A 13,608-nucleotide genomic window follows, 5' to 3' on the forward strand; every position below is an offset into this window, starting at 1 on the left:
GTCGGCTAGCACTTCCCCTTGCCGGGCGTGCAGGGGACTTTCACCCCCAAGTCATCCTGAGGCACCACCCCCAGGAACAGCGCCAGTCAAGGCGCTGCGCGCCATGCCTGGCGCACCATAAAAAAGGCTGATCCTTTAAAGGATCAGCCCCTCTCATCTGATATCTGTCAACCGGGTTAACAGCGTTACAGCAGTTCGTTGTAGGGATTAGCTCCCCGACAGCGCCTGCGCATAACCGGTGGCAAGCACGCCTAATGCAAACACCACCATTAACGCCATTACCATATCAGGCTTCTTACGCCGCATGCCGCTTCTCCAACACCTTGCCGTGACCAAATGTGTTAAACCTGCCCACCTTTGCTGGCTTAAACCGAATGGCAGATTTGCTTAATTTCGGTCACGACTATAGGACTATAAGGGCACTGCTTACAACTGCTCAGGCAATATTTTTTCCACCTTCTAATAACTTTTTAGTAACGATGCGTTACCATCAGTCCTAGCGCTCAAGGTAAGCAAGCACTTACATACAGTAGTGAATGATTAAGCCATGAAGAGCCGATACGCCGGATTATCGCTTTCACGCCAGTAACGATAGCCAATAGCGTCTAAATACTCAGCCACATGGGTGCGGTCGCCATTTGGCACCTGCATCCCCACCAATACTCGTCCATAGGCAGCTCCGTGATTACGGTAGTGAAATAGCGAGATATTCCAGTCGTGTGGCAACTGCGTTAAGAAATTCATCAACGCGCCCGGGCGTTCGGGAAACTCAAATCGATAGACTTCCTCTTCAAAACGCTCGCTCGGGCGGCCACCGCTCAGATGACGAATATGCAGCTTCGCCAGCTCATTATCGGTAAGGTCTTCCACTTGATAGCCGGCTTCACGGAGCTTATCGATCGCTGCTTGGCGATCTTCGCCACCCGGCTTTACCTGAATGCCCACGTAAATATGTGCTTCGCGGCTGTCGGCATAACGGTAACTAAATTCAGTCACCATGCGCTTACCCAGCGTGCGGCAGAACTTTTTAAAACTTCCTGGCTTTTCCGCAATGGTGACCGCCAAAATTGCTTCACGCTGCTCGCCAAGCTCTGTACGCTCAGCAATGTGCTGCAGGCGATCAAAATTAGTGTTGGCTCCAGAATTAATGCACAACAGCGTTTCATCTTCAGCGCCAGTTTGCTGAATATATTTTTTCAACCCTGCCAACGAGAGTGCACCAGAGGTTTCCGCTACCGCTCGGGTGTCCTCAAAAATATCTTTCACCGCTGCACACATTTCATCGGTGTTCACGGTAATCACATCATCAATCAGGTCTTTCACCAACGAAAATGGCACCTCACCAATTTGCGCTACTGCAACGCCTTCGGCAAACACACCTACTTGTTCGAGCACAACGCGCTCGCCCGCGTCTAGCGCGGCTTTTAGGCAGGCGCTGTCTTCGGCTTCTACACCGATCACTTTGATATCCGGGCGCAAATACTTAACGTACGCAGCCACCCCCGCAATCAAGCCCCCGCCACCAACCGGCACGAAAATGGCATCCAAGCGCCCAGCATGCTGGCGTAAAATCTCCACCCCGATAGTACCTTGGCCCGCGACCACGTCAATATCATCAAACGGTGGAATATAGGTGTAGCCGTGCTCTTTGATCAGCTCTTGAGCATGCTCGGCGGCAGCTGCGAAAGCGTCACCTTTCAGAATGACCTTGGCCCCTCGGGCGCGCACTGCCTGCACTTTGATCTCCGGTGTGATGCGAGGCATCACAATCACCGCTTTAACTCCCATTAACTTGGCAGCCATAGCCAGCCCTTGGGCATGGTTCCCGGCGGAAGCAGCAATCACGCCTTTATCTTTTTGCGCTTGGGTGAGCTGCGCCATTTTGTTATAAGCGCCGCGAATTTTGAACGAAAATACCGGCTGAAGATCTTCGCGCTTAATCAAAATCTGGTTGTTGAAACGACGCGACAAAAAGGGGGCAGGCGAAATTGGAGTCTCACAAGCGGCTTCATAAACGCGGGCCTGGAGGATCTTTTTGACGGTTGCTTCTAGCATGCGGGTATCCCAAAGGAAGAACGTGAACGGAAAAGCCTTTATTGGTAGCAGATTAAGCCTAGCGGCGTCTAGCAGTGCTGCCTCGGCAGGCAACGTTTAGATCGCTATACTAGCGCCACAAACTCTTTTCTCCCTCTCAATCACTAGGCTTACTATGAACCCAGCTATGAATCAGGATGAACTGAAGGCCGCCGTGGCAGACGCAGCCATTGCAGAAATTAAATCGCACTTGGAAAAGGATACCATTTTAGGGATTGGTACTGGCTCTACGGCCAATCTGTTTATCGATCGCTTAGGCCCACTGCGCGATAGCTTTAAAGGTGCGGTGGCTAGCTCAGAAGCAAGCGCCAAGCGTCTTGAGAAACTGGGTATTGAGGTGTTTGAGCTCAATAGCGTTGGCACAGTGCCTTTCTATATCGATGGCGCAGACGAAGTGAATGCTCACTTACATATGATCAAAGGCGGCGGCGCAGCGCTTACCCGTGAAAAAATTGTGGCGGCCTGCGCGGAGCGTTTTATCTGCATCGCGGATGGCTCAAAGTATGTATCTCAGCTAGGCGACTTTCCGCTACCCGTTGAAGTCATTCCCATGGCACGCTCCTATGTTGCCCGGGAGCTTGTCGCGCTTGGCGCTGAACCGGTTTATCGCCAGGGAGTGGTCACCGACAATGGCAACCAAATTATCGACTGCTTTGAATTTATGATCGCAGACCCAGTGGCCATGGAAGCGCGCATCAACGCGATTGTCGGTGTTGTCACTAACGGCTTGTTTGCTGCCCGCGGTGCCGACGTTCTGCTACTGGGCAAAGCAGATGGCGTGGAGCGGGTCGCGCTTGCATAAATAAACTCAAACGTTACCGAGGCAGCAGCCCCTCCAAGCCCTTCAGGGTACGGGCCAGAACGCCTTTGTGTGCCTCAATTGCCGTACGCCCTGCTTGACCATCGCGTTTGGCGCGCTCAGGGACAGCAAAGTAGCTCGCCAAGGCTTCTGCTAGCGCTTCGGTATTATCGACCAAAGTTAGCGCACCCGCAGCTAACAGCGGTTCGGCCACATCGGCAAAGTTCTCGATCGAGGGGCCGCAGAGAACCGGTTTGGCTAACGCCGCCGGTTCCAGCACGTTTTGCCCGCCCAGTGGCACTAAGCTACCGCCTACAAAGGCCACACTACCCACGGCATAAAGCGCTGATAGCTCACCAAGAGTGTCCCCCAGGTAAATCTGAGTTTGCGCCGTCACGGGCTGCTGCAAGCTGCGACGGCTTAACCTCCACCCCTCTGCTTGGCAAAGCCTCGCAACCTCTTCGAAACGCTGAGGGTGGCGAGGCACAAGTACCAACAGTGCATTCGGGTAGAGCCTGAGCAGTTGGCAATGTGCCTCAAGCAGCAACGCTTCTTCACCTTCGCGGGTAGAACCTGCTACCCAAACCGAACGTTCTCCATAATGAGAAAGTAAGCACTCACTTTCATTTATCGCGCTGCCCGGGCTGACTAGTTCAAATTTCAACGAGCCGACTATGCGAGTTATATCCTTACTGCAGCCTAGGTCATTAAAGCGTTCGGCGTCTGCCGATGATTTGGCGGCTAGCCAGCTAATTTCGGCGAGGGTGCTGGCCATTAGCGGGCGCAAACGTTGGTAACGCTTATAAGCACGGGGCGATAAACGCCCATTCACCACCGCCACGGGTATCCCCTGCTGATAGCAGGCATGAATCAGATTGGGCCATAGCTCGGTTTCAAACAGGATGGCAAGTTCAGGTTGAATGCGGCGCACGAAGCGCTTTGCGGCGCCAGGAAAGTCCAGCGGTAGGAAACGATGGGCAAGCCTTACTTGATCGGCCGCCGTTTGCTCGCTAATGAGCGTTTGGGCCTGCTGAGCACCGGTTGCGGTCATGGTAGTAAGCAGCAGGCTATGGCTTGGATAACGCGCTAATAATCCCTCAATCAGTGGTCGAGCGGCGCGCACTTCCCCCACCGAAGCACAGTGCAACCAAATGCGTGGCGCAGGAGGAAGCGGCTCAAGACGCAACCCCAGCCGCTGCAGGCGTGAGTATGTGAGCACTTGCTCACGCCATATGCGCCAGCCAATAAGCGGTGAGAGCACGTACAGCACCACCGAATAGGCAAGTCGAGGCCAAGCGGGAAAAGCCATTAGCGCTCGCGATCAATAATGGAGCTGATCATTGCTGTCGTCGAGACGCCGTCTTCAAAACCCAATACTTTAACCTCACCACCGTTGGCAATCACCGCCGCTCCACCGGCGATATCTTCGGGGCGGTAGTCACCTCCTTTGACCAAAAGATCTGGCAGCACCGCTTCAATCAGCGCTTGGGGAGTATCGTCGCTGAACGGTACTACCCAATCCACAGCGCCTAAACCTGCCAACACCTGCATACGGCGACCAAGCGGATTAATCGGCCGTTTAGGGCCTTTCAGGCGCCCAATCGAGGCGTCATCATTGACCGCAACGATTAAACGGTCGCCCAGACGCTTGGCCTGCTCCAAATAAGCGACGTGGCCCGCATGCAAAATATCGAAACAGCCGTTAGTCATTACTACCCGCTCGCCACGCAGTTGGGCGGCGCGCACGGCTTCAATCAGCACAGCAGGCTCAATCACGCCAAACTCGGCGAGGTTATCACCATGAAGCGCGGTATAAAGCTCTGCAATAGATAGCGTCGCAGTGCCTGGCTTCGCCACCACCAGCCCCGCGCCCAGATTGGCCAGCATCATGGCTTCTGGCAACGCATGATCTGCCGCTAGCGCTAGGCCCATCAAGCCAATGACAGTATCCCCCGCCCCGGTGACGTCGAACACTTCCTGGGCGCGAGTGGGCAGGTGTAACGTCGCTTGGCCTTTGCTAATCAAGGTCATGCCTTTTTCACTACGGGTGATGAGCAGCGCCTCCAGCTCAAGCTCAGCGCGCAGCGATTCACCGCGTTCCGCGAGCTCGGCATCAGTGGCGCAGGGGCCTACCACCGCTTCAAACTCCGTTAAGTTAGGGGTAATCAAGCTAGCCCCTCGGTACTTGCTGAAATCTTGTCCCTTGGGGTCAACCAGCACCCGCTTGCCATGGGCACGGGCCATTGCAATCACTTGTTCTACCTTGTTTAACGTTCCCTTGCCGTAGTCTGAAAGGATCACTACGTCGCACTCGGGCAGCGCTGTTTCGACTTGCGCTAGCAGCGCCGTAGTGTCCACGTTATCCAATCGCTGTTCAAAATCCAGGCGCAGCAACTGCTGGTTACGACTCATCACTCTCAGCTTGGTAATTGTTGGTATAAATGGGCTTCGCTGAAAGTAAGTGCTTACATTCGAGACTGCCAGTTGCGCCGAAAGCAGCTCAGCATTTTCATCCTCGCCGACAACGCCCGCTAGCGAAGCATGGCCCCCTAAAGATGCAACGTTAAGCGCCACGTTAGCAGCACCACCGGGACGATCATCAGTCTCTTCCACGCGCACCACGGGTACCGGTGCTTCTGGTGAAATACGCGAAGTACCCCCGTGCCAGTAGCGGTCGAGCATCACATCCCCTACCACCAGTACACGGGCATGTTCCAGAGCGGTTAAATCAACTTTCATCCTTGGATCCTGTGGTTGGCTGCGCTGTCGTATGAACGAGTAGCGCGTCTAGCTTGGCGATCACATCATCAGCTTTAATAAGGTTCATCGCCTCAGCATGGCGCACTCGTTGCCCCCAGCTCACTTCTTCTACTGACTTATTCAAGTATATGCGCACCGCCTCGGGGTATGCATTTACCACGAAATCGCGCCATAAGTAGGGAGCAGCCCGCTGAGGATTAGTCGATGCATAAAGGCCGAGGGCAGGCGTTCCCATGGCATTAGCCATATGAATAGGCCCCGTATCCGGTGCGATGACTGCTCGGGCGTTACCAATAAGTGCTAGCACGCCTTTTAGCGAAGTCCCGCCGATCGCATTAATCACGCTACCCGGTTGGCACAGGGCTTCGATTTGATCGCCGATTGCACGCTCTTGGGCGGTGCCGCCGCCTGTCAACACGCTTTTAAGACCGTGCTGCACCCAGGCGTGTTCAATCACGCTGGCATAACCCTCTATCGACCAGTTGCGAAAGTTACGCAGACGAGCATTGCTGCAAGGGTTAATCACCAGATAAGGGGCCTCACCGCTAATCACCCGCGCTTCGTTAAGTGCCGTCGTTAAAACGGGTAAATTCCACTCTAAACGATCATCCTCCACCCCAAGCAGACGAGCGAAGTCCATAAACGACTCCAGCACGTGAGCCTTAGGGTGAGGCGCGAGCTGGTGCTGGGTGAACCAGTGCTGAGCGTCTTTGGCGCGGGCTTTGTCATAGCCCACGCGAACGTTAGCTTTTAGACCCAGCGATAGCACGCTGGCGCGAATGGCCTGCTGCATATGTAGCAGCACATCAAAGCGGGTATGGGCTAATTCCCGCCACAGGGAGCGCATACCCGCAAAGCCAGTCGCTTTGTCATAAACAACGAACTCGACCCCAGAAAGCCCCGCCAGTAGACTGTGCTCGCCCTTACCGATAATCCAGGTAATGCGCGCGTTGGGCCAATGGCGCTGCAACGCCCGCACCGTGGGCACGAGATTGCATACGTCTCCCAATGCGGAGAGGCGCAAAATAGCAATATGGTTAGGTTGAGCAGGCAATGAGGGCTTCATGCGCTTAGCGGCACTCCGGCAAAAAAATTGTCTGATTTTACATGATGCAGACAGTTTATGTGACGCTGCCCCGTCGCACCAATTTCACCCCAAGTTGTTCAGTGCCGAGTATTGGCGCGAACGCGGTTTAGTGGTGGGCGAAGCGCCAGGCCGGGGAAGTAGCCTGTTTTTACAGACAACGCCGACCGAGCAGTGGGTGCTAAGGCCCTACCGGCGCGGCGGCATGGCGGCTAAACTAAGCGAGCAGCGCTATCTATGGCTCGGTGAAGAGCGCACCCGCGCCTTTCGCGAACTGCGCTTAACCGCTACGCTTTTTGATCGTGGGCTGCCCGTACCCCGCCCCGTGGCATGTTGTGTTAACCGCTATGGGCTTACTTACGAAGCCGCACTGATTACCGTACGCATTGCGGGGGCCAAAGCATTAGCAGATCTGCTGATCAACGACCAAGCTGATGAAGCGCTGTTGCAGCAGGTAGGTGGTATGATCAAGCGTTTTCATCAAGCGGGGCTTGATCATGTGGATCTTAACGCGCGTAATATCTTAATCGATTCCCATGGCCAACCCTGGCTAATCGACTTGGATCGCTGCCGACTGCGCGGGGCAGGAAAATGGCGGGAGGGGAATTTAGAGAGACTGGAACGGTCTATTTACAAGTTTCAGCCAGCGCTTTCATTCTCACCCATCCTTCATGGTTACCGCACTGAAAGCTGAATTAAACGTTAGCTCATAATCCCAATATTTATGTAGATCACGACTTTGTTAATAATTTATTAGTCTTGAAACCACAAACATTTAACCAAAGAGATATTAATGAAAGATACTATCGAAGTGCCTTTGTCATTTGGTGAAGTGCTCGACAAAATTACAATATTAGAAATTAAAGCTGAGCGCATTAAAAACGAGGAAAAAAACAGAAATGTACGCTTAGAGCTTGAGGCATTAAATCTTATCTGGGAGCACGCAATTCAAGATCCTTCTCTCATTGCGGATTTACGTCTTCAATTGAAAAACGTTAATGAAGAGCTTTGGGTCATTGAAGATGATATTCGCGCCCAGGAAGCAGTGCAGGATTTTGGGCCAAGATTTGTGTCCCTCGCACGGTCAGTCTATTTTACCAATGATCGACGTGCCGCCATCAAAAAAGAAGTCAACCTACTCCTGGGATCGCGGTTTATTGAAGAAAAGTCTTATCAAGACTATGCTTCAACGCAATGATGATCTTGGCTATTGCGAAGACTCTCTGTAATCAGTAACCCATCGATCTAGCGTGGCGGTAACATCATCGACAGAGATCATCTCCATAGCCCCTTCAAATTCTGCTTTTGCTCCCCAGCGAGCCTGTGCAACCGTTTTGCTGGTGAACTTGTGCAATGCTTCCGGGTAGCGGTTGACACACCAAGAGAGGGAGCCATAAGGGCCGGAACGATTAGGATTACTGGCGGCATACAGTCCGAGCACATCGGTTCCCATGGCATTGGCAATGTGGGCCGGTCCGGTATCCGGTGATACGAGAAGATCGGCTTTTTCCAGGAGAGCAGTCAGTTGCTTAAGCGTATCCTGACCGCAGATATTGGCGACCTTCTCGTGCATTAGTGCTTCAATTTCGCCGCAAACCTTCTTCTCAAAAGCGGCAGGGCTGCCAACCAAAATAACGTTGGCCCCATAGGTTGCCACGGCGTAGTCGGCTAGCTCAGCGTACCGCGATGATGACCAATTACGCAGTACATGACTAGCACAGGGGCTTATGACGAGGTTGATGCGGTCTTCCACAAGATATTGATTAGCCAATGAATAATCAGCATCTTTTAGTGGAATTTGCCACCTAGGCGGCGCTGGCATAAGTCCAAGCGGTTCGAGGAAACTGGCTAGACAGTCACGCACGTGCTGTTCGGGTTTGGCGGGAATGCGGCGGTTGATGAAAAAGCTATGGAGATCTTTACTGCGCGCCTTATCATAACCAATCTTTGTCGTTGCCGGAATCAATGCAGCGGCAATGTTGGCGCGTAATGATACTTGCATGTGCAGAAGCGCATCGAAATGCCTTCCCTGCATGACGCGACGTAATGCTCTGTAGCCTTCAAGTCCCGCTTTTTTATCGAAAATAATAAATTCTACGCCAGGTAGGTCTCCGATAAGTTTGGCTTCTAATTTACCGATTACCCAAGTAATTTCAATATCAGGAACTTGAGCCTGCAAACTCTTTATTACCGGTATAACATGAGTTACATCGCCTAAAGCAGAAAGCCTCATGATGCAAATTGAATTTAGACTTTGTGTTTTATCTTTCATGTCTTTAAGCTCCTATTATGTATCGTCTTATAATTTATTAAATACCCGTTCTATAAATTATTTTTCATTCTCCCATTTTTTAATATCAACTCACCAAACATGATCAAGTCAATCCCACAAACCCAAATTCAGCGGTTCCGCCTGCCCCGTTTTTTCAAAATATTTTTGTAGTACCAGTAAACCGATCAGGTACTCTTGTCGGGTATCCATAAAGGTTTTAACGTAAGCATTAGCATTGCGTATAATGGATTTCGCCTCTATAGGATGATCCGTATAGTACTGAACCTTCTCTTCCAGATCAGAGTAGTCATCTGCTAAAGCAACATAATGATAGCCAGGCCTCAGCGTACCCTCCATAAACCAAGTTTCATAATTAGGGCGCGTCATAAAACACAGTGAATTGGAACCCATAATCCATTTCAGATTAGTGGCAACATCGTTACCTTCAATACTTAAAATGAACTTATACTGAAGTTGTTCAGGTAAACTCATAAATCCTTTATGCCAAGGATGGTTCTTAAACTTTGGATGACTATCTCCCACATCGCACAATGGGTGATCATAAAATTGACTTACAAATGCCTGCCGATGGGGCCGGTGGCAAGCTCCGCGCCACACCACTAGGTTTTTTTTCTGTTCAAAGGGGACCGGATCATCAATAAAAAAATAGTGACGAATGCGGTTAAGCTTCAATAATACCGAGTGACTATTATTTCCCTCCACAGGTCGACTTTTGAGAAGCGTGGCATTATCAGGCACTGTGCGAATATCACCCGGCAAATAGAGAAATCGATACGCTGGATCAAACGCCAACAGGTACCTCTTCATGTCTATGTAGTAAGCCCAGCTTTTTCCCTTAGAGAATCCCTTAATCGATTGTGCATCGATAGGGAGTGCCTCTGGCGCCGAAAGCTTATTATAGTAGTTTACTCGCTGTGCAATTTCTTGCCGTAAAGACGTATTACCATATTCGTTTAACGACCGATAAAGCGTCGACTTTTGGGAGGAATAAAACCGCTTAGGCAGGCCTATTTCAGCAATACCTTTCAGGTAAAAAGCGGCTTTGTGTCGATTTTTTTTCCATTTTTCAACTAACAAAGTGACTCCTTGCATGCTACTGAGCAAGAGATTGGTAAACTTCGTGATAGCGCTGGGCCATAGTTTGAGGGCTAAAAGCGGCCAAACGCTGATAGGCGTTCTCCGCTAGTGTGGTGCGGTGATCATCACGCTCCACCATCCCTTCTATAGCTTCACTCAACGCGTTGGCATCATTAGCCTCAATCAGCATGCCCGTATCGTTATGTTTAATTAGGTCCGGAATCCCCCCCACCCGAGAAGCGATAATGGGTACTTTGGCTTGCATAACATCCAGCAGCACCGAGCCTAAACCTTCATTACGCGATGGAAAAACAAATAGATCTAGCGCCGGGATAAAATCACCGATGTTGGGTTTAAAGCCCGCCCATTCCACATTCGCTAAGTGCTGGCTTTCTTGACGTAGTGCATGCTCATCTTCTCCTTGACCAAAGAAAACGAATAGCACCTCTGGATAGCGATGCTGGAGTTGGCTTGCCGCTTCCAGAATCACTCGCTGCCCCTTATGACGATCTACAAGCGCACCAATGTGGCCGACAATAAAGCGCCCTGGATAGCGGGCACGAAACTGAAGCGAAACTTGGCTATTAGCCGTAAAGTTAGACGATGCACTCGGGATAATCGGAATATCATGGCGACTCCAACAAGCCAATTGTTTTTGAATAATCGATGAAATCGCCACGCAACAATCGGCATCTGCGTAAAACTGCCTGTTCGTCCACTTACGTTTAATAAGCGTATCGACGCGACGAGTCACCACATACGGCGTGCGATACAAACGTTTATGTAGCCATGCCCAGTGTACTGCCTTGGCCTCATGGGCGTGTACCACCGAAGCTTGGCCTGCCTGAGTATGTCCAGCCAACTGATGATTGGCATCTACCCATATCAGCGCGTCCACCCCTTTTAACTCGTCGTGTAATGGAGAATCACGCCGACATACAAGCGTTTGGCTCGTCACATGGCCCGCTAAGGCCTGAATTAGCAGTGCCGTCTGGCGCTCGCCACCACGAAACCCCTTTGCAAGATTGACATGAATAATATGCAAAAAACCCCCACCCCGGATACCGTTAGTGTCAGTCCTGGTATAGTACTGCATCAATGAACGACGAGAGTAGGGATTCACTGTATGCCCATCAACGTTAGTGTCGTTATCATCACCCGTAATGCAGCTAAAACATTGCGACGTACGCTCGATGCTGTGCAGGACTACGACGATGTGGTGGTGTATGACAATGGTTCCGAAGACGATACCTGCGACATTGTAAAGGCGTATCCCAACACGCAATTACACCAGGGCGAGTTTATGGGCTTTGGCCCCACCAAAAAGTATGCTGTATCCCTAGCTAAACACGACTGGATTTTTTCCCTAGATGCGGATGAAGCGCCCACAGCAGCGCTCAATGCGGCTGTGCAACAGTGGTCAGCTACTGCGACACCTCAACAAGCCGGTAGTATACGCCGTGAGAACTGGATGATGGGATCACCCGTCAAACACTCAGGATGGGGCAATGACTGGCTAATACGGCTGTTTAATCGCACCGTTTGCAATTTTAGTGATGCTGCGGTGCACGAGTCTGTGTTAACGCCAAAAGGTATTCATCTTATTCAGCTGAAAGGAAAAATTGAGCACCTTGCCGTTTCCAACTTAGCGCAATTTCTGGAAAAAATTAATCGTTACTCTAGTATTCGTGCCGAATCTGGAAAACTTAAAACTTATCCGGTACCCATCATTTTTTTTAAAGCAGTGTTTGCTTTTTTGCGTACTTATTTACTACAACATGGATGGCTAGATGGTTGGAGAGGGTTAGTGATTGCTGTTTCTAATGCTAATGGCGTCTTTTGGAAATATATGAAGGCATACTGGCTATCCAAGCACTAACTATCAATAGGTTTACTCATGGAAGAAATACCAACAGTCGTTATTGTCATTCGAAAATTGAACAAGACTACTGGTGCAGCAAGAATAGCGCTGCAGCAAATTTCAATCTTAAAAAACATAGGATATAACGTAACCGTAATATGCGAAAAAGCTAACAAAGAGATAATTAACTCGTACGGAGGAGAACTAAAAACGATATCAAAGCTTCCTTTAAATAGTTTTTTAAGACGGTTATGGTTTAATTTGCTTGCCAATCTATGGTGCTTTCGGCATAAACCCTCTCTTATTATCAGTCATGGTGATATGGATAATGCCGATATTATTTATATGCATAACTGTGTTGATCTAGCACAAGAAATAATTTATCCCAATTTAAAGCACCAACAACCAGATGTGTCTAAAATACATCATAGAATTCTAAACAAGAGCAACTACCGGCAGATCGTAGCCAACTCTCAATTAATGAGAAACGATTTTATTTCACGTTATGCTATACCAAGCGAGAAAATAAGCGTTTCTTACCCAGGTTACGATGCACTACAATTTAACACATCGGTGAAAACAAATTTTAGCCAAAAAAAGCGTGGCGAGCTTAACATTAAAGACCACGAAAAACTCATAGGCCTCATCACATCGGGTGATTTCAAAAAAAGAAATTTAAGTTTTTTTATTGAAATTGCCAACCAGTTGCTAAAAAATTCCGATATACAATATCGTTTCTTGATTATAGGTCAGGGCAATATAGCGCCCTACCAAGAGAAAACCACCAATTTAGGCATAGAGAAATATTTCACGTGGAAAAAAACAGTTCCTGATGTAGAGCATTATTATGTGGCTTTAGACCTTTTTGTATTACCTGCTCATATTGAAGAATTTGGCTGTGTGGTACTAGAAGCGATGGCATGCTCTACGCCGGTACTAATTTCTGAACGTGTTGGTGCAGGAGAGTTGCTTCAAGGAGATTTAAAGAACTTAATTGTAAAAGGCTACAACTCAGAAGACTGGGCCCACCGCATTGAACATATTGTTAACAACGATGTGAAAATGATTAATAATCAGTTAATTGAAACCTCTAGCCAATACACTTATAGCTATCAACATGAGAAACTTAAAGAGTTGATTCTAAAAAATATTTAAATAAACGTCAAGGATGAGTTATGTACTTACCCCACAAAATTAATTAAAACTGCTCGCCATTTAGAGATGTAAAAAAGTCACAAGCAAAGCTTCTCTGAATGGTATATCAAAAAGAAGTTGCCGTAGAGCGTGCTTTACATTTAGTTGAGAGTATCATTCTGAAATTTTCTTTATTGGGCATCCCCGCGCCTGACCTCAACATGGATAACTTTTCTATAGAAGGGGACCATTTCAATAACAACTTAATAATGGTAGATGGTTATTCTCCGAAAAAAAGAACTTAAAGACACGACTTCTTTTAAGTAGCACAATACTTGCAAATTACATCAGCCGAAAATGGAAACAAACAAAATCCAGATTTACCTACTGTGCACAAAAAGTTTATGCTGGTCATTATAGCTTTGCTACTGCCACTCCTATGCATAAAACTACAAACAGATCGATAGATGGCACGTCATGATGAAACGTGATAGTTAGTAAATGCA

The 13,608-nt window shown here is 49.3% G+C and carries 12 protein-coding genes; 5 read left to right on the forward strand and 7 right to left on the reverse strand.

Annotated features, from left to right (window positions below; all coding sequences use genetic code 11):
* Nucleotides 1-540: 540 nt before the first annotated feature.
* Nucleotides 541-2,055 carry a threonine ammonia-lyase, biosynthetic gene (gene ilvA, locus QT230_RS17545; protein ID WP_308323453.1) on the reverse strand — a complete coding sequence of 505 codons (1,515 nt, stop codon included), beginning with the start codon at nucleotides 2,053-2,055 and terminating at the stop codon, nucleotides 541-543.
* A 166-nt stretch (nucleotides 2,056-2,221) separates the two neighbouring features.
* Between ilvA and rpiA the strand changes: the two genes are divergently transcribed.
* Complete coding sequence (gene rpiA, locus QT230_RS17550) at nucleotides 2,222-2,896, forward strand: ribose-5-phosphate isomerase RpiA (protein ID WP_308323454.1); 675 nt, start codon at nucleotides 2,222-2,224, stop codon at nucleotides 2,894-2,896.
* A gap of 13 nt (nucleotides 2,897-2,909) precedes the next feature.
* Here the strand turns inward: rpiA and waaA are convergent, their stop codons facing one another.
* The 3 genes from waaA to QT230_RS17565 are packed head-to-tail and all read right to left on the reverse strand — an operon-like array spanning nucleotide 2,910 to nucleotide 6,719.
* Nucleotides 2,910-4,202: a lipid IV(A) 3-deoxy-D-manno-octulosonic acid transferase gene (gene waaA, locus QT230_RS17555; RefSeq protein ID WP_308323455.1), complete on the reverse strand. Its 1,293-nt coding sequence runs from the start codon at nucleotides 4,200-4,202 to the stop codon at nucleotides 2,910-2,912.
* Nucleotides 4,202-5,632: a bifunctional D-glycero-beta-D-manno-heptose-7-phosphate kinase/D-glycero-beta-D-manno-heptose 1-phosphate adenylyltransferase HldE gene (gene hldE / locus QT230_RS17560; protein WP_308323456.1), complete on the reverse strand. Its 1,431-nt coding sequence runs from the start codon at nucleotides 5,630-5,632 to the stop codon at nucleotides 4,202-4,204. Before hldE ends, waaA begins: the two co-directional genes overlap by 1 nt.
* Entirely contained in the window at nucleotides 5,622-6,719 is a 1,098-nt protein-coding gene (locus QT230_RS17565) for a glycosyltransferase family 9 protein (RefSeq protein WP_308323457.1), read from the reverse strand. Before QT230_RS17565 ends, hldE begins: the two co-directional genes overlap by 11 nt.
* Between QT230_RS17565 and QT230_RS17570 the strand changes: the two genes are divergently transcribed.
* The gene (locus QT230_RS17570) at nucleotides 6,718-7,431 is read left to right on the forward strand and encodes a 3-deoxy-D-manno-octulosonic acid kinase (RefSeq protein WP_308323458.1); all 714 of its coding nucleotides are present in this window, start codon (nucleotides 6,718-6,720) and stop codon (nucleotides 7,429-7,431) included. The genes QT230_RS17565 and QT230_RS17570 overlap by 2 nt on opposite strands.
* Nucleotides 7,432-7,530: 99 nt before the next feature.
* Nucleotides 7,531-7,935 carry a DUF6165 family protein gene (locus QT230_RS17575; RefSeq protein WP_308323459.1) on the forward strand — a complete coding sequence of 135 codons (405 nt, stop codon included), beginning with the start codon at nucleotides 7,531-7,533 and terminating at the stop codon, nucleotides 7,933-7,935.
* A 9-nt stretch (nucleotides 7,936-7,944) separates the two neighbouring features.
* Here QT230_RS17575 and QT230_RS17580 read toward each other — a convergent pair whose 3' ends face one another.
* From QT230_RS17580 to QT230_RS17590, 3 genes are all read right to left on the reverse strand, one after another.
* Nucleotides 7,945-9,009 (reverse strand): glycosyltransferase family 9 protein, encoded by a 1,065-nt coding sequence (locus QT230_RS17580; protein WP_308323461.1) that lies wholly within the window; start codon nucleotides 9,007-9,009, stop codon nucleotides 7,945-7,947.
* 108 nt (nucleotides 9,010-9,117) lie between these two features.
* On the reverse strand, nucleotides 9,118-10,107 hold the full coding sequence (locus QT230_RS17585; RefSeq protein WP_308323462.1) for a glycosyl transferase family 90: 990 nt from the start codon (nucleotides 10,105-10,107) through the stop codon (nucleotides 9,118-9,120).
* A gap of 16 nt (nucleotides 10,108-10,123) precedes the next feature.
* On the reverse strand, nucleotides 10,124-11,152 hold the full coding sequence (locus QT230_RS17590; RefSeq protein ID WP_308323463.1) for a glycosyltransferase family 4 protein: 1,029 nt from the start codon (nucleotides 11,150-11,152) through the stop codon (nucleotides 10,124-10,126).
* Between the two features lie 81 nt (nucleotides 11,153-11,233).
* Between QT230_RS17590 and QT230_RS17595 the strand changes: the two genes are divergently transcribed.
* Together QT230_RS17595 and QT230_RS17600 are read left to right on the forward strand one after the other, a co-directional pair.
* Nucleotides 11,234-11,986: a glycosyltransferase family 2 protein gene (locus QT230_RS17595; protein WP_308323464.1), complete on the forward strand. Its 753-nt coding sequence runs from the start codon at nucleotides 11,234-11,236 to the stop codon at nucleotides 11,984-11,986.
* 18 nt (nucleotides 11,987-12,004) lie between these two features.
* On the forward strand, nucleotides 12,005-13,123 hold the full coding sequence (locus QT230_RS17600) for a glycosyltransferase family 4 protein (RefSeq protein ID WP_308323465.1): 1,119 nt from the start codon (nucleotides 12,005-12,007) through the stop codon (nucleotides 13,121-13,123).
* Nucleotides 13,124-13,608 lie beyond the last annotated feature (485 nt).

The sequence above is a fragment of the Halomonas sp. SpR8 genome (genome assembly GCF_031010195.1).
Lineage (GTDB): Bacteria > Pseudomonadota > Gammaproteobacteria > Pseudomonadales > Halomonadaceae > Vreelandella.